Annotated in this window: 17 protein-coding genes; 10 read left to right on the forward strand and 7 right to left on the reverse strand. The window is 67.1% G+C overall.

From position 1 onward, the window contains the following. Positions 1–15 precede the first annotated feature (15 nt). On the reverse strand, positions 16–1038 hold the full coding sequence (locus tag OSH07_RS09100) for a Gfo/Idh/MocA family protein (RefSeq protein WP_266338321.1): 1023 nt from the start codon (positions 1036–1038) through the stop codon (positions 16–18). Positions 1039–1200: 162 nt separating this feature from the next. Here OSH07_RS09100 and OSH07_RS09105 point away from each other — a divergent pair, with 162 nt between their 5' ends. Then, the gene (locus OSH07_RS09105) at positions 1201–2202 is read left to right on the forward strand and encodes an LLM class flavin-dependent oxidoreductase (protein WP_266338322.1); all 1002 of its coding nucleotides are present in this window, start codon (positions 1201–1203) and stop codon (positions 2200–2202) included. Positions 2203–2235: 33 nt separating this feature from the next. Here the strand turns inward: OSH07_RS09105 and murI are convergent, their stop codons facing one another. Continuing rightward, positions 2236–3033: a glutamate racemase gene (murI, locus tag OSH07_RS09110; RefSeq protein ID WP_266338323.1), complete on the reverse strand. Its 798-nt coding sequence runs from the start codon at positions 3031–3033 to the stop codon at positions 2236–2238. Next, positions 3030–3839: an RNA methyltransferase gene (locus tag OSH07_RS09115; RefSeq protein WP_266338324.1), complete on the reverse strand. Its 810-nt coding sequence runs from the start codon at positions 3837–3839 to the stop codon at positions 3030–3032. The genes murI and OSH07_RS09115 overlap by 4 nt, the downstream gene beginning before the upstream one ends. 130 nt (positions 3840–3969) lie before the next feature. Here OSH07_RS09115 and OSH07_RS09120 point away from each other — a divergent pair, with 130 nt between their 5' ends. The 5 genes from OSH07_RS09120 (at position 3970) to OSH07_RS09140 (ending at position 9712) form a co-directional block, all read left to right on the forward strand. Continuing rightward, entirely contained in the window at positions 3970–4533 is a 564-nt protein-coding gene (locus OSH07_RS09120; RefSeq protein ID WP_266338325.1) for an HdeD family acid-resistance protein, read from the forward strand. Then, complete coding sequence (locus OSH07_RS09125) at positions 4530–5420, forward strand: glycosyltransferase family 2 protein (RefSeq protein WP_266338326.1); 891 nt, start codon at positions 4530–4532, stop codon at positions 5418–5420. The genes OSH07_RS09120 and OSH07_RS09125 overlap by 4 nt, the downstream gene beginning before the upstream one ends. Before the next feature lie 57 nt (positions 5421–5477). Beyond that, positions 5478–6695, forward strand: coding sequence for a glycosyltransferase family A protein (locus tag OSH07_RS09130; RefSeq protein ID WP_266338327.1), 1218 nt, complete (start codon positions 5478–5480; stop codon positions 6693–6695). 294 nt (positions 6696–6989) lie between these two features. Next, positions 6990–8330, forward strand: a complete 1341-nt coding sequence (locus OSH07_RS09135; protein WP_266338328.1) for a glycosyltransferase family 2 protein — start codon at positions 6990–6992, stop codon at positions 8328–8330. 170 nt (positions 8331–8500) lie between these two features. Then, positions 8501–9712: an NADP-dependent isocitrate dehydrogenase gene (locus OSH07_RS09140; protein WP_266338329.1), complete on the forward strand. Its 1212-nt coding sequence runs from the start codon at positions 8501–8503 to the stop codon at positions 9710–9712. A gap of 76 nt (positions 9713–9788) precedes the next feature. Here OSH07_RS09140 and OSH07_RS09145 read toward each other — a convergent pair whose 3' ends face one another. Both OSH07_RS09145 and OSH07_RS09150 read right to left on the reverse strand, forming a co-directional pair. Beyond that, positions 9789–10550 carry a YbaY family lipoprotein gene (locus OSH07_RS09145; RefSeq protein ID WP_266338330.1) on the reverse strand — a complete coding sequence of 254 codons (762 nt, stop codon included), beginning with the start codon at positions 10548–10550 and terminating at the stop codon, positions 9789–9791. A gap of 83 nt (positions 10551–10633) precedes the next feature. Further along, the gene (locus OSH07_RS09150; protein WP_266338331.1) at positions 10634–11548 is read right to left on the reverse strand and encodes an AraC family transcriptional regulator; all 915 of its coding nucleotides are present in this window, start codon (positions 11546–11548) and stop codon (positions 10634–10636) included. A 155-nt stretch (positions 11549–11703) separates the two neighbouring features. Between OSH07_RS09150 and OSH07_RS09155 the strand changes: the two genes are divergently transcribed. From OSH07_RS09155 to OSH07_RS09170, 4 genes are all read left to right on the forward strand, one after another. Beyond that, the gene (locus tag OSH07_RS09155) at positions 11704–12540 is read left to right on the forward strand and encodes an oxidoreductase (RefSeq protein ID WP_266338332.1); all 837 of its coding nucleotides are present in this window, start codon (positions 11704–11706) and stop codon (positions 12538–12540) included. A gap of 115 nt (positions 12541–12655) precedes the next feature. After that, entirely contained in the window at positions 12656–13678 is a 1023-nt protein-coding gene (locus OSH07_RS09160; RefSeq protein ID WP_266338333.1) for an aldo/keto reductase, read from the forward strand. A 38-nt stretch (positions 13679–13716) separates the two neighbouring features. Next, complete coding sequence (locus OSH07_RS09165) at positions 13717–14424, forward strand: hypothetical protein (protein ID WP_266338334.1); 708 nt, start codon at positions 13717–13719, stop codon at positions 14422–14424. Between the two features lie 76 nt (positions 14425–14500). Further along, entirely contained in the window at positions 14501–15229 is a 729-nt protein-coding gene (locus OSH07_RS09170; RefSeq protein WP_266338335.1) for an SDR family oxidoreductase, read from the forward strand. A 192-nt stretch (positions 15230–15421) separates the two neighbouring features. On the opposite strand, the gene OSH07_RS09175 is transcribed toward OSH07_RS09170, so the two are convergent. Beyond that, positions 15422–17218 carry a cation:proton antiporter domain-containing protein gene (locus OSH07_RS09175; RefSeq protein WP_266338336.1) on the reverse strand — a complete coding sequence of 599 codons (1797 nt, stop codon included), beginning with the start codon at positions 17216–17218 and terminating at the stop codon, positions 15422–15424. 89 nt (positions 17219–17307) lie between these two features. Further along, positions 17308–19959 (reverse strand): alanine--tRNA ligase, encoded by a 2652-nt coding sequence (gene alaS, locus OSH07_RS09180; protein ID WP_266338337.1) that lies wholly within the window; start codon positions 19957–19959, stop codon positions 17308–17310. Positions 19960–19980: the final 21 nt, after the last annotated feature.

Consider the following 19980-nt stretch of genomic DNA (forward strand, 5'->3'; position numbering starts at 1 on the left):
GCCGTTGAGGAACATCTATGGATTCTCGACGGAACGGGCAGACGCCGCCAAGGTGCGGCGGATATCCGCCTCCCAATCCGTCAGCACTTCCATGATCTCGATGGAATCGTCAGGCCTCGGCGAAGGTCGCTCGGCCGTCTTCAGGCCGGCTGCGAGGCTACGCTCGACCATGCGGACCTGATGCAGGAAGGCATCCCCGTCGCTCTCGACGACGATCTCCTCGATCGTCCCGTCGAAGCCGGTGAAGAGCAGCCGGCCGGCACCCGCCTGCGGCAGCCAGGGACTGTCGAGGAAGCGCAGGCTGCCCCGGTCGCCGACGACGATGAATTCCGGATACATGCCGTATGTCTCGGCCGTCTGGACGGTGGCGAGGATGCCGTTTTCGAAACGCACGGCCAGCGCCGCCTCGCTGACATTGCCGTCATGCGCCGAGATCGTGCCGGTGCCGGTCTGACGGCGAGCACGGAAAGCGCCCTCACCAGCGACGGTCTGCACCGCCAGGTGCAGCAGCGATACCGGATAGCAGCCGAGATTATAGAGCGTGCCGCGCCCCTGCGGATTGACGACCTGCCAGATGTCGGCGGCGTAGCTCGCATGGATCGACCGGACCGCGCCGAGCCGCCCGTCGCGCAGGATCTCGACGAAGCGGGCGATCAGCGGATGGGCGAGATACATCAGCCCCTCGACGAAGAACACGTCATTCGCCGCGACCGCATCGACCAGAGCCCGGCTCTTCGCCATGTCGACGGAAAGCGACTTCTCGCTGAGGACGGCCTTGCCAGCGGCGGCCGCCTCGCCGACGAAGATGTGATGGAGATGGTTCGGCAGGCCGACATAGACGACGTCGACGGCCGGATCGGCCAGCAGTTCGGCGTGGTCGGCATAGGCGCGATCGCCGCCGAAACGGGCGCTAAACTTGCGGGTGCGGGCGATGTCGCGCCCGGCGACAGCGGCGAGGCGCGACCCGGGGCTGCCGACGATCGCCGCCGCGACGGTATCGGAGATGAACCCCGTCCCGAGAATGCCCCACCCGATCATCGCCTGGCTCTCCCTGTCCTGCCTCGCCACCAACCTCGCACAGCGGCCGCGAACTGGGGAGCGAAATAATGTATCAATCCATACAAAAAAGAAGGAGGATGGTCTTCCCCTCCAGACCTGGCTTCCCACATAGCCGATATCCTTGCCCCACCGGACCTCTTCATGCCCCAGCCATCCGCCATTCCGCTCTCCGTTCTCGACCTTGCTCCCGTCCGCCAGGACGGCAATGTCGCCGCGGCGCTTCACAATTCGCTCGACCTCGCCCGCCATGTCGAGGCGCTCGGATACAATCGCTTCTGGGTGGCGGAACATCACAACATGCCGGGCATCGCCAGCTCGGCCACCTCGGTGCTGATCGGCTATTTGGCGGGCGGCACGTCGACGATCCGCGTCGGCTCGGGCGGCGTGATGCTTCCCAACCATGCGCCGCTCGTCATCGCCGAGCAGTTCGGCACGCTGGAAGCGCTCTATCCGGGCCGGATCGACCTCGGTCTCGGCCGTGCTCCGGGCAGCGACCCGATGACCATGCGCGCGCTCCGCCGCGACATGACCGACGACGACAACGCCTTCCCGCAGAACGTGCAGGAACTGCTCGCCCTGCTTGCGCCAGCGGCCGAGGGACAAAAGCTGCGCGCCGTTCCCGGCGCCGGCTCCAACGTGCCCGTGTGGCTGCTCGGTTCATCCACCTTCAGCGCCCAGTTGGCCGGCCTGCTCGGCCTGCCCTTCTCCTTCGCCAGCCATTTCGCGCCGCAGCGCCTGATGGACGCGCTGGAGACCTACCGGCACTTCTTCCGGCCGTCCGAATATCTGGAGAAGCCCTATGTGATGGTCGGACTGCCGGTGATCGCCGCCGACACCGACGAGACGGCGCATTATCAGGCGACGACGCAGTACCAGCGCCTGGTCAATCTGGTGCGCGGGCAGCCGACCGTGCTGATGCCGCCGGTCGACAGCATGGATGGCCTCTGGGAGCCGCGCGAGGAAGCCTATGTGCGTTCGCATCTCGGCGTCGCCATCATCGGCGGGCCGAAGACGGTGAAGGAAAAGCTCGCCATGTTCATCGAGCAGACCGGTGCCGACGAACTGATCGTCACGACCGATTTCTACGACCCGGCCGACCGCAAGCGTTCGTTCGAGATCCTGATGGACGCGCATCGCGGCTGAAATGCCGGAGCGGGGCGCGGCGGCGCCCCGCCATCAGGCCCGGACGGAGCCGGAAAGTCCGAACTGCGCCAGCAGGCGCAGCTGCGCCGGCGCCCACGGCTTGCCGGAAGTCAGGAAGGCCTGCCCCTCGACCATCGGGCTGCCGGCCGGCTCTGCCGTCAGCGACAACACCGACAGCACCCGCCGGGCGATCGCTTCGGCAGGATCGATCCAGCCGACCGGCCAGGGCGCGACGGCCTCGAGGCGGTCGATCAGGAAGGGATAATGCGTGCAGGCGAGCACGATCGTGTCGGTTCGCCGCCCCTCGACCTCGATGAAAGCCGGTTCGATCTCGGCGCGGATGGCGCCGTCATCGACGGCATCGCCACGCATAACCGCCTCGGCGAGCGGCGCCAGTTCGGACGATCCGACGAGCCGGACGTGGCAATCCGTGGCGAAGCTGCGGATCAATTCGCGGGTATAATCGCGCTTCATCGTGCCCGGCGTCGCCAGCACGCCGACGACATGGCTTTTCGAGCGCTCGGCCGCCGGCTTGATCGCCGGCACGGTGCCGATGAACGGGATCGGATGCAGAGCGCGCAGCGGCGGCAGCACCAGCGTCGACGCCGTGTTGCAGGCGATCACAACTGCATCCGGCCTGAAGCGCTCGATCAGCCGCCCCATCAGGGCGACGATGTGCTCCGAAAGTGGCGCGGCATCCCAGTCGCCATAGGGAAAGGCGGCATCGTCAGCGACATAGGCGATCTCCGCCGAAGGCAGTTTTCGCCGGATCTCGCGCAGAACGGAGAGGCCGCCGATACCCGAATCGAAGACCAGCAGCCTGGCGGTCAATCCTCGGCCTCGCGGCTGGTGGTTTCTGTGCCGTCGGCGCGCTTGCGCGGCCGGGTCGGCCGGTTTTCCAGCGCCGCGACGACGCCGCGCAGCGTGCGGATATCGGCCTCGGTGAACTGCGCCTTCTGCAGCATGGCGCGCAGCGTCTGCACCACGACCGGACGCTTCTCGGCCGGCCGGAAGAAGGTGACCGCGTCGAGCGCGCCTTCGAGATGCTCGAACAGTCCGATCAGCTCCTGCTTGGTCGCCGGCCGGCTGTCGTTCGGCGTCGTGAAGCGAAGCCCGGATTCCTCCGACTCCAGACCGCTACGCCGCCATTCATAGGCGAGGATCAGCACCGCCTGGGCGATGTTGAGCGAAGCGAACTGCGGATCGATCGGCAGCGTCACGATCTCGTCGGCAAGCGATATCTCCTCGTTGGTCAGGCCGATACGCTCGCGCCCGAACAGGATGCCGGCGCGGACGCCGCCCACCATATGGCCGCGCATGATGCCGGCCGCCGAGGCGGGGCCGCGCACGGTCTTGGCGAGCTCGCGCGAACGGGCCGTGGTCGCGACCAGGTAGCCGAGATCGGCGACCGCTTCCTCGACCGTCTGGAACAGGCGGATGCGATCGAAGACATGGTCGGCGCGGCTGGCGGCGCGGCGCGCGTGCTCGTTCGGCCAGCCATCGCGCGGATTGACGATGCGGAGATCGCGCAGGCCGAAATTCGCCATGGCGCGGGCAGCCGTGCCGATGTTCTCGCCAAGCTGGGGTTCGACGAGAATGACGGCGGGCCCGTCGACTAGAAGTTCAGAATCGACCATTTCGTCCGTGCATAATGTTGGTTTCGCCATCTCCTAGCCCATAGAAAGCGGTCACGCTATATTTGCGCGGCGCGAAGCAGGTTGTACGACTCGGGTGAGTCGCAACCTTGCTCCTAGGGGAGAACCTGAGATGCCCGCAGATCTGGCAGCCAATAGAAGCTTTTCTTCGACCGTGCGAGAGAAATGGGGCTGGTTCCTGTTTCTCGGTATCGTGTTCGCGATCGGCGGCATCTTCGCCATCGCCATGCCGCTGATCTCCAGCGTAACCGTGACCATCTTCCTCGCCATTGTCCTGGTCATCGCCGGCCTCGTCCAGATCTTCCAGGCCTTCAGCGTCCAGGGCTGGGGCGGCTTCCTCTGGCAGCTCGTGGTCGGCCTCGTCGTCCTGATCGGCGGCGTTGCGATCTACATGTCGCCGGTCGTCGGCAGCGTCGCGCTCACCCTGATCATCGCCTCGATCTTCATGGCCAAGGGCATCTTCCAGATCGCCCTCTCCATGCGCGTCCGTCCGATGGATGGCTGGGGCTGGATCCTGGCGGCCGGCATCATTGCCTTCCTCGCCGGCCTGTTCATCCTGCTGCAATATCCATTCTCCGGCCTCTGGGTGCCCGGCACGCTGGCCGGCATCTCGCTGATCTTCACGGGCTGGAGCTACATCGCCCTGGCGCTGGCGGCGCGCCGCATCACTGCATGAAGGATGCCGAATGGCGCCATGCCTATGGCGTGAGCGGCAGCGCGAAGCTGCCGCTCGTCACGATCATCGCGATCAACTGGAACTATGGCGCCTACCTCTCCGTCGCGCTGCAATCAGCCGTGGCGCAGGACTATCCGTCGCTGGAGATCATCGTCCTCGACAATGGTTCGGAGGATGACAGCGCGGCGCGGATCCGCGGCTTCGCCGAGCAGAACCCGCAGGTCCGCGTCATTCAGCTCGACCGGAACATCGGCCAGCTCGGCGCCGCGCACCACATCGTCACGCAGCATCGCATTTCCGGCGATTTCGTCGCCTTTCTCGATACCGACGATCTCCTCTTTCCGCATTTCGTCAGCCACCATGTCCGCGCCCATCTGCTGGTGGACAATGGCGCAGGACTGTCGAGCGGCGACACGCTGCAGGTCGACAAGCATGGCACCGTCATCGCCGGCAACATGCCGCAATGGTGGAAGATGGACGCAGCGGAGCGGCCGGGCTGGGTGGATATCGAGGTTCCGACCCAGCACGAGACGCCCCTGCCGCTTGCGATGACGCTGGTGCCGGCGGGCCCGTCGCGCTGGTTCTGGCATCCGGGCACATCGATCGTCTATCGAAGAAGGAGCATCGAGCGGCTGATGTCGGCGATCCGGGTTCCGATCGAGGTAAAGTTCGCGCTCGACGCCTCGGCCGCCCCGTTCTGCCACGCCGAAGCCGGCACGATCCTGCTCAGCGAACCTCTGTCCGGCTATCGCGTGCATGGCCGGAATTCGAGCGTGACGGCGCCGCAACTGCAGCATTTCGATTCTGGAAGGGCGTCGTTCGGAAAGGACAACAAGAAGCAGGAACGCTGGTTCCGCAAGAACATCCGAAGGAAGCAGATCGCCTGATCGGCAGCGACTACGTGGAACGGACCGTACGGACGGGATCGTTCCAGACGAGGACCCATGGATAAATCTGACTTCTCGATCCAGAACGTCGGGGCCGGCCAACTGGCCATGCCCGGCGCCATCCGCCTGCCCTTGCTGTCCTTCGTCGTCACAGGCCGCCCCGGCTCGGATTTCGGCCCGGCCATCGAAGCCTTGCGGATCCAGGATTATCCCCGCTTCGAGGTCATCGTGGTGGAGGCGGGTCCTGCGGGCGATGGCCCTGCGGCGCTTGCCCCGCAGGTCGCCGCCGATCCTCGCTTCAAGCGGGTGGGCGCTTCTTCCGATCTCGGCTCCTTTCGGCTGGCGACGATCGGCCTTGCGGCCGCGGAGGGCGAGTTCGTCGTCTTTCTCGACGCGAGCGAACTTCCCTCGCCGGGCTTCGCCTCCGCGCATATCCAGACGCACCTGGCGAGCCGCCACAACGTGGCCCTGACAGCCTCCCCCCGGCGCGACGACGAGGCGATCCAGGCCGGCGGACGCATGCCGGCGGAGATGCCTGCGCCCCGGCCCTGGCTGCAACCGGCGGTGCCCGTCCTCCGCCTCGCATCCCTCGACGACGACGCCTTCGCCCGTCTGGCGTCCAGCACGGCCTTGGTCGAACCCGCGATACGGGACTGGACGGCTTCGCCCGCGACCATCCAGGTATACCGCCGCTTCGTCATCGACATGCTGCTCCCGCCGGACGGGGCGGACGCTTCCCCGTCGTCGGCGGACGCGCATTTCGCGCCGCTCTGCCAATGGCTCGGCGGCTCGGCGGCGATCCGTCTGCCCCTGCTAGCGTCCCGGCACGCTCATGCCGGCCCTGGCGCCAGCGCCGGCGGCCTCGACTGGCCGGTCGCGGGGGACCGCGGCAAGCTCGGCGTCTGGGCGGCGAACGGGGCGGAGTTTGCCCGCCGCATCGGGGCGAAGCGCTACTGGGACGCGTTTGCCGCCATGCTGGGCCTCGAGCCCGGCGCCGCGATGCCCGATCCTGCCGAGATCGCCAGCCTGATGGACGGGCCGTTCGCGCAGCTCGCGGGCGCGCTGGGCGAGCGGGAGGCCATCCATCAGTTGCAGGCGCTGTTGTCGCGATCCGCCGTACTGGCCATCCTGCATCGGCGCTACGGCCAACGCCTGCCGCTACGCATACACTGGGCCATCCGATCGAGGGCCCTGCGCCAGATGCATGGGAATCTCCGTCTTTATCTCCGCTCCCGCCGCGGCCGACGCCGGCAGGGCCAGCCCGGACACGCCTGAAGAACCCGGGCGGCACTCGCCGCGGCCTCCCCGGCGACTCACGCGGCAGGAGCGCCGTCAGGCAGCGCTCCGGTAGCCAAACACCCTGTGGCCGCGACCTACCCGCCGTTGCAGCGGTTTTCCACCCACTATTCTGGATAAATTCCAATCAAGTCATTGCGTGCCCAAACAGGCGCGCATACCAATGAAAGTCGGTCGGAAAGCCGGCTACGGGACAACCGCTCAGCATATCCACCCAGCAGCTTGTCGAGACGCTGACTGCGATCGACAGCTTCAAGGCGCCTGACTCGATCGATGCTCACCCGTTTGGAGACCTCAAGATCCGGCATCCTCGCCTCGCCTGGCATCGCCCGGCGGGAAACGGCCCTCACGATCGGCGGCCTAGCGACCTCGAGGCTGGCGACGGCGGGCGAGGTAAAGCTACCGAAGGTCTCCTTCATCGTCCGTAACTGGAACTATGGCCGCTATGTCGGCCGCACGATCGACTCGATCCAGGCCCAGGACTATCCGAACTTCGAGGTCGTGATCGTCGACAACGCCTCGACGGATGACAGCCGCGAGGTGATCGAACGGCATGTTGGCGACGACCCGCGCTTTCGGGTCATCCATTCCGACATCAATCTCGGGCCGCTCGGCGGCGCGCTTCTCGGGCTGGAACACGCAACGGGCGATTTCGTCGCCTTCGTCGATTCCGACGACACGCTGCTGTCGAATTTCGCCTCGACACATATCCAGGTTCACCTCGCAAGCCGTCTCAATGTGGCGTTCACCTCCAGCACGGCGATCGAGACTGGGCCGGATGGCGCCATGCTCAACGGCCACCGGGCGCGGACCCAAATGCGGCGCGAGGAAATCGCGACGGGTCTGCGGGCCGCAGAGATCGTGCCGCGCCTGCCATCCATCGACGACAACGCCTTTGCGGTGCTCTCGCGCCACACGCGCCTGATCCAGCCTCTCTCGGCCGAATGGCCCTGGTCGCCCGGCACCGCGAACATGTATCGGCGGTTCATCCTCGACATGCTCGCCCCCGCGTGCCGCGCGGCCGACCTTCCCAAGCTCTCCGCCGATGGACACTACAACCGGCTCGGCCATCTCCTCGGCGGATCGGCCGTGATCGACCTGCCGCTTTCGACCTATCGCATCCACGGCAGCAACTTCGCCGCTTCGGTGCCGAGCCTCGCCTTTCTCGGCAGCGACGCCGGGCCGGCGACCAGGTTCCGCGTCCTGCGCATGCGCGAAATCATGCGGGTCTTCGTCGCCAACGCCGCCGATTTTTCGGCTCGCATCGGCGAGAAGCGCTATTGGGCCGCGTTGGGCGTCCTGTTCGAACAGGGCGGGCTCAGGTCGGGGCAGGATCTGGCGGAGTGGAAGCGCGACCAGTTCCTCGACGAACAGGTCCGCCATCTCGCCGCGACCTTCGGCGCGAGCAGGACCGCCCGCAAGCTGGCCGAATTCCTGCCGAAGCCGCTGCTGCGTTCGAGCCTCGACGCGCTTCATGGCTCCAACTGGCCGGCTCACGCCCGGCTGGAACTGCATATCGGCGCCGCGCGCCAGTGGCACGCCCAGCTCAAGCGCTTCGTGCGCAAGCGGCGCGCGAGGCTTTCCGCCCTGCTGTCTCCGACCGGCCAGCCCTGACGCGTCCGCAACCGGGCGGCGATGTCGCACCCCCTTCTCGCCGCCGCCCGCCTTTGCGCGTTTTGAGCACGATGCTATAGGGGAGCCCGCACCATCCTCGGCGCCGCTCCGCCCGCGACCTCCTTCCGCCGGCAGGCTTCGCCGTCAACCCAGAAGCGAGGTTCCCCTCCATGGCGAAGATCAAGGTAGCCAATCCCGTCGTTGAGCTCGACGGCGACGAGATGACCCGGATCATCTGGCAGAACATCAAGGACAAGCTGATCCACCCCTACCTCGATCTCGACCTCCAGTATTACGACCTGGGCATCGAGCATCGCGACGCCACCAACGACCAGGTGACGATCGAAGCGGCCGAGGCGATCAAGAAGGTCGGCGTCGGCGTCAAGTGCGCCACCATCACGCCGGACGAAGCCCGCGTGAAGGAATTCAACCTCAAGGAAATGTGGAAGTCGCCGAATGGCACCATCCGCAACATCCTCGGCGGCGTGATCTTCCGCGAGCCGATCATCTGCCAGAACGTGCCCCGCCTGGTTCCCGGCTGGACCCAGCCGATCATCGTCGGCCGTCATGCCTTCGGCGACCAGTACAAGGCGACCGATTTCAAGGTTCCCGGCAAGGGCCGGATGACGATCAAGTTCGAGGGCGAGGACGGCACCGTCATCGAGAAGGAAGTCTTCAAGTTCCCCGGCGCCGGCGTCGCGCTCGCGATGTACAACCTCGACGAATCGATTCGAGAGTTCGCCCGCGCCTCGCTGAACTACGGCCTGATGCGCAAGTACCCGGTCTATCTGTCGACCAAGAACACCATCCTCAAGGCCTATGACGGCCGCTTCAAGGACCTGTTCCAGGAAGTGTTCGACGCCGAGTTCGCCGCCGCCTTCAAGGCCGCCGGCATCACCTATGAGCACCGCCTGATCGACGACATGGTCGCCTCGGCCCTGAAGTGGTCCGGCGGCTACGTCTGGGCCTGCAAGAACTATGACGGCGACGTCCAGTCCGACACCGTCGCGCAGGGCTTCGGCTCGCTCGGCCTGATGACCTCTGTGCTGCTGACGCCCGACGGCAAGACCGTCGAGGCCGAAGCCGCCCACGGCACCGTGACGCGCCACTATCGCCAGCACCAGCAGGGCAAGGAGACGTCGACCAACTCGATCGCTTCGATCTTCGCCTGGACGCGTGGCCTCGCCCATCGCGCCAAGCTGGACGACAACGCCGAACTCGCCAAGTTCGCGACGACGCTCGAGAAGGTCTGCGTCGACACGGTCGAAGCCGGCGACATGACCAAGGACCTCGCGCTGCTCGTCGGCCCGGATCAGAAGTGGCTCTCCACCACCGGCTTCCTCGACAAGGTCAGCGAGAACCTGACCAAGGCGATGGCTTGAGCCCTAGCCTATCGCGAAATGAACGAGGCCCCCTCCCGCCCAGGTGGGGGCCTTTTCTTTGTCGCCTGCGCGCGGCCTACATCTTCGACAGCACGAGGATCGGCCGGCCGCCGTCATCGCTCAGAATCAGCTTCTGACGGGGGGCGTCGACGCGCCAGCGGCGAACCTGCCTGAGCGCGTCGAGGAATTTCCGCTCCTGGTTCATCGCCGCAGGCGTGCAGGCCTTCATGGTGGTGACGATCCGGCCGAAGCGGATGCCGTCGCCGCGGATCGTAGCGCTGCCGCCCATGGAGTTGCAGCCGCCCGAACCGCTGACCCTGCCGTTCGGGGCGATGACGAGGACAGTCTGTAGATAGTCCATGACGCCGCCGCCGCGAATATCCTCGGCGAGCCAGCGTCCGGCGGGCCCGGCAGCGAGGCGCGGCTGGGCCTGCCCAGCCACGCGCTGCAACGGGATGTCGATCCGGTCCGGACCGCCGATCTCGACCGCATGGCGGCTGGTCGAGGTAAACCAGAGCCGGTCGCCGACCGAGATCGTCGCCCGCAGCGCATAGCTATGGCGCGGCTGCAGCTTCGCGGCGTCGAAGTGGAGGCTGTAGGGAATCGGCGCCTGGCCGCGCGCCCGGAAGCGAGTCTCGGCGATCGTCCTCGACGGCGCGTCGGCCAGCGAGACGTCCTGAAGCTGGACCGTGACGCGGGCGTCCGGCGGCAGCGCCATCCGCTCGCGATAGACGACCTCCCCGTGCAGCGTCCGCGTGGCGGCGAGCGCCGCCATGGCATTGAGGCCGACAAGGGCCGCGAGCGCTGCCGCCCATATTTTCCGACCGAAGAGCCGCATGGCGTTTCCTCCCAGGCGAGATCCAGGGCGTTTCACCCGCCTCCGATCTCACTGGAAGTGAGCAGCAAGGGCAAGCCGGACCGCTAGACCGGCTGCGAGAGGCGCTGGGGATCGAGAACCGAGAGTTCGCGCAGCCGCGCTGCGTCGCGGCCGGGCGGTTCGCCGAACAGGCGGCTATATTCGCGGCTGAACTGCGACTGGCTTTCATAGCCGACGGCGAAGCCGATGCTGCCGGCATCCGCGCGCTGGCCCAGCAGCAGCCGGCGCGCCTCCTGCAGGCGGATCTGCTTCTGGAACTGCAGCGGGCTCATCGACGTCACTGCCTTGAAATGCCGGTGGAACGACGAGACGCTCATGCCGGCGATCGCGGCGAGGCCCTCGATGCGGATCGCCTCGCTGAAATTGTGCTTGATCCAGTCGATCGCGCGATTGACGCAGGAAAGCCGGCTGTCGGAAAGCGCGATCTGGCGCAGCATGCGGCCCTGCGCGCCGGTCAGCAGCCTATAGAGGATTTCGCGCTCGATCAGCGGGGATAGAATCCCGGAATCGCGGGGACGGTCGAGCAGGCGCACCATGCGGATGACAGGATCGAGCAATTCCGCATCGATCGGGCTGACGGCCATGCCGGCCGAAGGCGCGTCGTCATCGTCGAGATGCTCCGCCAGTTCGAGGATCATCGAGGCGAGCGCGGTGCGGTCGATCCGCATGCTGAAGGCGAGATAGGGCTCGGTGTCGCTGGCGTCGAGGATCGCGCCGCTGGCCGGCAGGTCGACCGAGACGACCAGATATTTCGCCGTGTCATAGATCAGGACCTTGTCGCCAACCATCACCTGCTTGCGCCCTTGCGCCACGACGCAGAAAAGCGGCTCATAGAGCACGCGGGTCGGCGCCGTCTGGCTCGCGGAACGCATCAGCGTCACACGCGGGATCGCCGTTTCGAACCGGGTTTCGGTGCAATGGCGCTCGATCAGCGCGCGGAGTTCATGCATGGCTTCCATGGTGGCTCCGATAGAATATCCGCCGGCTGCGCGGCGCAAGCGGGCTAACAGCCTAGATCGGCACTCTGAGAGGATCGTGCAAGAAGCTGGCAGCATCCTGGTAACGCTTTGTCAGCCCGCGCCCCATCTTTCCGGATGAAGCGAAGGAGCTCGACATGAACAAGACCTGGTTCGTCACCGGTTCGACGCGCGGCATCGGCGCGGAGATCGTCAAGGCAGCCCTGAGGCAGGGCGACCGCGTCGTCGCCACCGGGCGCGACCCCGCCGCCATCCGCGACGCCTTCGCCGACGCGGGCGATCGCGTGCTGGCGCTAGCCCTCGACGTCACCGACGCGGCGCAGATCACCGCCGCCGTCGAAGCCGCCATCCAGAAGTTCGGCCGCATCGACGTGCTGGTCAACAATGCCGGCTACGGTCATCTCGGCCTGTTCGAGGAGACGGCGGCAGGCGACGCCGAACGCCAGTTCGCCACCAATGTGTTCGGCCTGTTCAACGTCACCCGCGCCGTGCTGCCGGTGATGCGCGGCCAGCGCGCCGGCCACATCTTCAACCTGTCCTCGGTCGCTGGCCTGCGCGGCGGCCTCGGCGGCTCGCTCTATTGCGCCAGCAAGTTCGCCGTCGAGGGCTTCTCGGAGTCGCTCGTCCAGGAAGTGGCGCCGTTCGGCATTCATGTCACCGTCGTCGAGCCCGGATTCTTCCGCACCGACTTCCTCGACGAGACGTCGGTCCGCTTCGGCAGCAACGTCATCGCCGACTATGCCGAGGTCTCGGCCCAGATCCGCAACGGCTATCGCGAGCGCAACCACCAGCAGGCCGGCGATCCGGCCAAGCTCGCCGACGTCATCGTCGACCTCGCAGGGCGCGAGAAGCCGCCGTTCCGCTATGCGGCCGGCACCGACGCCGCCGCCATCCTTGCAGCGAAGATCGAGCGGCTGCAGGGCGAGTACGAAGCGACCCGCCCGCTCTCCCCCACGACCGACGGCAGCTTCTAGCCGTCGCGTAAACGATACGCTCCGGACGAACCATGGCTCGTCCGCACAGATACCCTATCTCCCTCCCCGATCGGCGTCCGGCGCGGCGCCATCCTCCATCAGAACGGATCTCCCCATGCGAACCAAGACACTCGGCGGCACCGGCCTTCTCGTTTCCGAAATCTGCCTCGGCACCATGACCTTCGGCGGTCGCGGCTTCTGGACCGCGATCGGCCAGCTCGACCAGTCGGTCGCCGACAACATCGTCGCCCGCGCGCTCGACGCCGGCGTCAATTTCATCGACACGGCCGATGTCTATTCGGAAGGCGTCTCGGAAGAAGTGACCGGCCGCGCCATGGTCAATTCCGGCCGCAAGCGCACCGACATCGTGCTGGCCACCAAGGCGCTCGGCCAGACCGGCCCCGGCCCCAACGATCGCGGCGCCTCGCGCGGCCACATCATGGACGCCGTCAAGGCGAGCCTGAAGCGCCTCGGCACCGACTATATCGACCTCTACCAGATCCACGGCTTCGATCCGCTGACCCCGGTCGAGGAGACCGTGCGCGCCCTCGACGACCTCGTCCGCCAGGGCCATGTCCGCTATGTCGGCGTCTCCAACTGGGCGTCGTGGCAAATCATGAAGGCGCTCGGCATCGCCGACAGCAAGGACTGGGCGCGCTTTGCCTCGCTGCAGGCCTACTACACCATCGCCGGCCGCGACCTCGAGCGCGACATCGTTCCGATGCTGCGCGACCAGAAGGTCGGCCTGATGGTGTGGAGCCCGCTCGCCGGCGGCTTCCTCTCCGGCAAGTATGATCGCGACGGCAAGGGACCGGACGGTGCCCGCCGCGCCAGCTTCGACTTCCCGCCGATCAACAAGGACCGCGCCTTCGACGTGATCGACGTGATGCGCGAGATCGGCGACGCCAAGGGCGTTTCGGTCGCCCGCATCGCGCTCGCCTGGCTGCTGCACCAGCCAGTCGTCACCTCGGTGATCGTCGGCGCGAAGAGCGTCGAGCAGCTCGACGACAACCTGGCCGCCACCACCGTCCAGCTCTCTGCCGAGGAGCTGAAGCGCCTCGACGAGGTCAGCGCGCTGCCGGCCGAATATCCGGGCTGGATGATCGAGCGACAGAGCACCTATCGCCGCCAGGACTGACGCTTGACGGCGGCACGCCGCCACGAGATGCAGGGCGGATGAGCGATCTCGTCCGCCTTGCAGCCCTGAACAACGCCGGATGGTGCGACGCCGTCTTTCGCGCACACGGCCTCGCGGGCCACTTTGATGGAAGCGTCTGGCTGAACCGGAACCCGGCGCCGCGCTTCTACCCCAACGCCGTCACACTGCGCCCCGACGATGACCAAACACAGCTCGACGCCCTAGTGACGCTCGCCGCCGACCTCCCTGGCGGGTTCGCGGTGAAGGACAGCTTCGCCGCGCTCGATCTCGCGCCGCTCGGCTTCGCGCCCCTCTTTTCCGCCACCTGGATCGGCCGCCCGGCCGGGATACCGGCTCCCCAAGGCGATGCCGGCCTCGACTGGGGGACCGTTTCGACGCCCGCCGACTTCGACGCCTGGCGGGCGGGCTGGTCCGGAACGGATCCCGCCCCCTCTCCCTTCGCCGCGCCTCTATTGGCCGACCCCGCCATCACGCTGATCGCCGGCTGGCGCGGCGATGCCGTGGTCGCCGGAGCGGCGCTGAACCGCTCGCCCGGGGCGCTCGGCTGGTCGAACGTCTTCGGCCCGGACGACGCCTACGAAGCATGCAGGGCAGCGGCGCTGCGCTTCGCGCTCGGCCTTGCCGGCGATCTCCCCCTCATCGGCTATGAGCGCGGCGACGATCTCGCCCGATCGCTCGATCTCGGCTTCGCACCATTGGGGCCGTTGACGATCTGGGAATGCTGAAACGAACCGCTCAAGGCCATGGCATTTGCCGCCGGGTTCGCGCTAGGCTCCCGTCAAATACATCGGGAGGAAATAGATGACTGAATTCAAGGGCAAGCGCATCCTGGTTACAGGCGCGGGCAAGGGCATCGGCCGCGCCACCGTGCTGCTGCTGGCCGAATATGGCGCCACCGTCGTGGCGCTCTCGCGCGATCCGAAGGATCTGGAGACGCTCGCCGCCGAAACCGGCTGCGAGACCTACGCCGTCGACCTCGCCGATCCTGTCGCGACGCGCGAGGCGGCCCGCGCCGCCCAGCCGATCGATCTCCTGGTCAATTGCGCCGGCACCACGACGCTGGAGCCGTTCCTCGATGCCAAGGTCGAGAGCTTCCAGCACCTCTACAACGTCAACGTCATCGCGGCGGCGATCGTCGCCCAGGAGACGGCGCGCAACATGATCGAGCGCGGCATCAAGGGCTCGATCGTCAACGTTTCGTCGCTCTCCTCCTGGATCGGCTTCGAGGACCACGCCGCCTATTGCGCCTCCAAGGGCGCGCTCGACGGGCTCACCACGGTGATGGCCAACGAACTCGGCCGCAAGGGCATCCGCGTCAACGCGGTCAATCCCTGCGTGACGCTGACGCCGATGGCGGTCAAGGCCTGGAGCGACCCGGCCAAGGCCGATCCGATGCTGGCGCGCATCCCGCTCGGCCGCTTCATCGAGCCGCGCGAGGTCGCCGAGACGATCGCCTACCTGCTTTCCGACAAGGCTTCGATGATCAACGGCGTGGCGCTGCCGGTCGATGGCGGCTTCCTGGTCAACTAGAGCGCTTTCGAGCGAGGTGGCGGCCGGTTCGCGCCAAGAAAACGCGACCAAACAGGGCCTTGGAACATTCCGCCGTTTCAATGAAACGGTGAAATGCTCTGGGGCCTATTCGAGCGGGAGCCCCGCCGCCGCGGCGCGGCTCCCTTTCCCGGTCGGCGCGAAGGCGACCGCTCGTCGGTCGCCCCTGCGCCTTCAGTCGTCGCCGAGCTGCGTCTGCGGCCCGGCAGGCGCTTTCGGATCGGAGGCATAGGGCCCCTCCTCGCTCAGCCGCGCCTCGACGATCGCCCGCACCCCCGAGAGGCGGCTCTCGACCACTTCCGAAGGCAAGCCGATCGCGGCCAGCAATTCGCCGCTAAGCTGCAGGCTGCCCTCGAAGGCCTCCGGTACGACATGGGTGGCGCCGAGATCCAGCAATTCGCGCGCATGCGCGACGCTGCGGGCGCGCGCATGGATCGTTGCGTTGGGCCAGCGCACTCGGATCGCCTCGACCATGCGCTTCGCCATGTCGCCGCCATCCGCCGTCACCACGAAGGCCACCGCCTTGTCCGCGCCGAGCCGCGTCAGGATTTCCACGCGCGTCGCGTCACCATAGAAGACCGGGAGGCCGTCCTTCTTGGCGCGCTCGACATGCACGATGTCGAGATCGAGCGCCACGAAGGGAATGCCCTCGGCCTTGAGCAGGCCCCCAACCATGCCGCCGACGCGGCCATAGCCGCCGATGATGACATGGTCGGAGAACGCCTCGTCGGCATGGACGCCATGATTCGCCGTATCTCGCCGGCTTTCGAGATATCGAGCAATACGCCCGCCGACGATCCCCAGCGCCGGGGTGAACAGCATGGAAAGCGCCGCGACCGTGGTCGCGAAATGGGCGACGTCGGCATCGATGACCTTCTCGCGGAAGGCAAGCGCGAACATCACGAAGGCGAATTCGCCGGCGCCGGCGAGCAGGAAGGCCGTCTCGATCGCCACGGGCCGCTCGACGCGGACCAGGCGCGCCGCGGCATAGGCCGTCACCAGCTTGACCGCCAGCATCATCAGCAGAGCGAGCAGCACCATCGACCATTGCAGGACGACGATGTCGAGATCGATCGTCATGCCGACCGTCATGAAGAACAGGCCGAGCAGCAAGTCCTTGAACGGCTCGACATCGACATCGAGCTGATGGCGATACTCGCTCTCGCTGAGCAGGAGGCCGGCCAGGAAGGCGCCGAGCGCCGAGGACAGCCCGGCCGCCGATGTCAGCGCCCCCGCGCCGATGATGATCAGCAGCGTGATGGCGATCAGCAGCGTGCGGTTCCCCGTCGCGCCCGCGAGCTGCATCAGCGGCTTGATCAGGAATCGACCGAGCGCGAGCACGGCGACGACCACGGCGACGGCAATGCCGATGCCCTGGACGAGTGCCAGCCCGACGCTAGCGCCCGCCGTCGCTCCGGCCGTGCCCAGGATGCCCACCACGATGACGATCGGCACGACCGTCAGGTCCTGCAGGATCAGCACGCCGAGGGTGATGCGGCCCGAGGGCGCCACCAACCGCTTCCGTTCGATCAGCGACTGCGTGACGATGGCGGTCGAGGACAGGGCGAAGGCCATGCCGAGCACCAGCGAATCGTCGAACTGGAAGCCGGCCCATGCGGCGAGGGCGTAGATGACGGCCGTGGCGAGAACCACCTGCAGGCCGCCAACCTGCACCATCATCTTGCCGATGGACGCGAGCCGGCCCAGCGACAGCTCGAGACCGATGGTGAAGAGCAGGAACAGGACGCCGAGATCGCCGAGTGTCTGCAGCCGCGTCACGTCGGTGATCGCGGCGTAGCCGAAGATCGGCCAGGTCTGGGCCAGATGGCCGAAGCCGCCCGGCCCCACGGCGATTCCGGCGATAAGGAAGCCGAGCACGACGCCGAGGCGCATGAACTGGAACAGAGGCACGACGATGCCCGCGGCGACCAGGAAGATCAGGAGTTCCCTGCCCGCCGCGAGATTTTCCACAGCGCCATCCTCACCTGGGTGCCGAACACCGTGCTCTTCGGTTCGCGCGGTGCCCGCGCGAACCCGTATACCCTTCGCTCTCCGGCCGCTTAGCCGGCGAGAACCGCCTCGATCGCGGCGAGCGCGGCATCCGCCTTGCCGCCATCCGGGCCGCCAGCCTGGGCCATGTCCGGACGGCCGCCGCCGCCCTTGCCTCCGAGCGCGTCCGAACCGGCGCGAACCAGATCGATGGCGCTGTACTGGCCGACGAGATCCTCGCTGACGCCGACGACCAGGCCGGCCTTGCCATCATCCGAGACGCCGACGATCGCGACGATGCCCGAGCCCACGGACTTCTTGGCGTCGTCGACGAGCCCCTTCAAGTCCTTCGGCGAAATCCCCGACACGACCCGGCCGAGATAGCGCACCGAACCGACCTCGCGCACGCCGTCGCCGGCCGCCTGGCCGCCGCCACCGCCGAGCGCCAGCTTCTTCTTCGCTTCCGCCAGTTCGCGCTCGAGGCGGCGCTTGTCGTCGACCAGCGACTGCACCCGCTCCGCCGCCTCGTCCGGACGGACCTTGAGCGCGGCCGCCACGGCCTTCAGGCGCTTGTCCTGCAGTTCGAGATGATCGCGCGCCGCCTTGCCGGTCAGCGCCTCGACACGGCGAACGCCGGCCGCGACCGCGCTTTCGCCGACGAAGGTCACAAGGCCGATCTCGCCGGTGCGGCCGACATGGGTGCCGCCGCAAAGTTCGACCGAATAGGCCTTGCCGTTCTCTTCGCCCATCGAGACGACGCGAACCTCGTCGCCATACTTCTCGCCGAACAGCGCCATCGCGCCCGAATGCATCGCCTCTTCGCGATCCATCAGGCGGGTCACCACCGGAGCGTCCTGCAGCACGATCGCGTTGGCGATCTCCTCGACGGCGGCGAGTTCCGCCTCGTCGATCGGCTTCGGATGGCTGAAGTCGAAGCGGAGACGCTCCGGCGCCACCATCGAGCCCTTCTGCGCGACATGGTCGCCGAGTACGCGGCGCAGCGCCGCATGCAGCAGGTGGGTGGCCGAATGGTTGGAGCGGATCGTGCCGCGGCGCGCGTGATCGACCGTCAGGCGCACGGCGTCGCCGGTCGCGATCGCGCCGCTCTCCACCTTGCCGATATGGACGAACAGGCCGTCGGCGCGCTTCTGCGTATCCTCGATCCCGACGACCGCGCCGGCCTCGGTGACGATGCGGCCGGCATCGCCGACCTGGCCGCCCGATTCGGCATAGAACGGCGTCTGGTTGACGACGATCGACACCGGCTCGCCGGCCTTCGCCTCGGCGATCTCGGCGCCGTCACGCACCAGCGCCAGCACCTTGCCCTCGGCCGCCTCGGCCGAATAGCCAAGGAATTCCGTCGCACCGAGCTTGTCGCGCAGCGAGAACCAGACCGTCTCGGTCGCGGTGTCGCCCGAACCGGCCCAGTTGGCGCGGGCCTCGGCCTTCTGCCGCTCCATCGCGGTCTGGAAGGCGTCGGTATCGACCGCGATGCCGCGGGCGCGCAGCGCGTCCTGCGTCAGGTCGAGCGGGAAGCCATAGGTGTCGTAGAGCTTGAAGGCGGTCTCGCCGTCGAGCGTCGCGCCACGGGTCAGCGAGCCGGTCGCGTCGTCGAGCAGCGTCAGGCCGCGCGCCAGCGTGCGGCGGAAGCGGATTTCCTCGAGCTTCAGCGTCTCGGTGATCAGCGCCTCGGCGCGGACCAGCTCCGGATAGGCCTGGCCCATCTCGCGGACCAGCGTCGGCACCAGGCGCCAGATCAGCGGCTCGGCGGCGCCGAGCAGATGCGCATGGCGCATGGCGCGGCGCATGATGCGGCGAAGCACGTAGCCTCGGCCCTCGTTCGACGGCAGTACGCCGTCGGCGATCAAGAAGCTCGAGGCGCGCAGGTGGTCGGCGATGATGCGGTGGCTGGCGCGGTTGGCGCCCTCGGCCGGCACGCCGGTCGCCTCGACCGAGGCGCGGATTAGCGCCTTGAACAGGTCGATGTCGTAATTGTCATGCACGCCCTGCAGAACGGCGGCGATGCGCTCGAGGCCCATGCCGGTGTCGATCGAGGGACGCGGCAGCGGCACGCGGTTGCCCGGCGCGATCTGCTCGAACTGCATGAAGACGAGATTCCAGATCTCGATGAAGCGGTCGCCATCCTCGTCCGGGCTGCCGGGCGGGCCACCGGGGATATGGTCGCCGTGGTCGTAGAAGATCTCCGAGCAGGGACCGCAGGGGCCGGTGTCGCCCATCTGCCAGAAGTTGTCGGAGGTGGCGATGCGGATGATCTTGTCGTCGGAGAGGCCGGCGATCTTCTTCCAGAGGCCGAAGGCTTCCTCGTCGTCGTGGTAGACGGTGACGCAGAGCTTGTCCTTGGCGAGGCCGAACTCCTTGGTGACCAGCGTCCAGGCGAGCTCGATCGCCCGCTCCTTGAAATAGTCGCCGAAGGAGAAGTTGCCGAGCATCTCGAAGAAGGTGTGATGCCGGGCGGTGTAGCCGACATTGTCGAGATCGTTGTGCTTGCCGCCGGCGCGGACGCATTTCTGCGACGTCGTGGCGCGCGGATAGGGCGCGGCGGAACGGCCGGTGAAGTAGTCCTTGAACTGGACCATGCCGGCATTGGTGAACATCAGGGTCGGATCGTTGCGCGGCACGAGCGGGCTCGACGCGACGATCTCGTGACCGTTCTTCTGATAGAAGCCGAGATACGCCGACCGGATGTCGTTGACGCTGCTCATGAACTGACCCGCCTGCTACAG

It is taken from the genome of Kaistia nematophila, assembly GCF_026343855.1.
Classification (GTDB): Bacteria; Pseudomonadota; Alphaproteobacteria; order Rhizobiales; family Kaistiaceae; genus Kaistia; species Kaistia nematophila.

Excerpts from the sequence above, each read along its gene's own strand:
- OSH07_RS09120 (WP_266338325.1), top strand. The coding sequence starts at position 3,970 with ATGCCCGCAGATCTGGCAGCCAATAGAAGCTTTTCTTCGACCGTGCGA.
- OSH07_RS09130 (WP_266338327.1), top strand. The coding sequence starts at position 5,478 with ATGGATAAATCTGACTTCTCGATCCAGAACGTCGGGGCCGGCCAACTG.
- OSH07_RS09115 (WP_266338324.1), bottom strand. The coding sequence starts at position 3,839 with ATGGTCGATTCTGAACTTCTAGTCGACGGGCCCGCCGTCATTCTCGTC.
- OSH07_RS09170 (WP_266338335.1), top strand. The coding sequence starts at position 14,501 with ATGACTGAATTCAAGGGCAAGCGCATCCTGGTTACAGGCGCGGGCAAG.
- OSH07_RS09105 (WP_266338322.1), top strand. The coding sequence starts at position 1,201 with ATGCCCCAGCCATCCGCCATTCCGCTCTCCGTTCTCGACCTTGCTCCC.
- OSH07_RS09155 (WP_266338332.1), top strand. The coding sequence starts at position 11,704 with ATGAACAAGACCTGGTTCGTCACCGGTTCGACGCGCGGCATCGGCGCG.
- OSH07_RS09100 (WP_266338321.1), bottom strand. The coding sequence starts at position 1,038 with ATGATCGGGTGGGGCATTCTCGGGACGGGGTTCATCTCCGATACCGTC.
- alaS (WP_266338337.1), bottom strand. The coding sequence starts at position 19,959 with ATGAGCAGCGTCAACGACATCCGGTCGGCGTATCTCGGCTTCTATCAG.
- OSH07_RS09140 (WP_266338329.1), top strand. The coding sequence starts at position 8,501 with ATGGCGAAGATCAAGGTAGCCAATCCCGTCGTTGAGCTCGACGGCGAC.
- OSH07_RS09150 (WP_266338331.1), bottom strand. The coding sequence starts at position 11,548 with ATGGAAGCCATGCATGAACTCCGCGCGCTGATCGAGCGCCATTGCACC.
- OSH07_RS09165 (WP_266338334.1), top strand. The coding sequence starts at position 13,717 with ATGAGCGATCTCGTCCGCCTTGCAGCCCTGAACAACGCCGGATGGTGC.
- OSH07_RS09125 (WP_266338326.1), top strand. The coding sequence starts at position 4,530 with ATGAAGGATGCCGAATGGCGCCATGCCTATGGCGTGAGCGGCAGCGCG.
- OSH07_RS09145 (WP_266338330.1), bottom strand. The coding sequence starts at position 10,550 with ATGCGGCTCTTCGGTCGGAAAATATGGGCGGCAGCGCTCGCGGCCCTT.
- OSH07_RS09135 (WP_266338328.1), top strand. The coding sequence starts at position 6,990 with ATGCTCACCCGTTTGGAGACCTCAAGATCCGGCATCCTCGCCTCGCCT.
- OSH07_RS09160 (WP_266338333.1), top strand. The coding sequence starts at position 12,656 with ATGCGAACCAAGACACTCGGCGGCACCGGCCTTCTCGTTTCCGAAATC.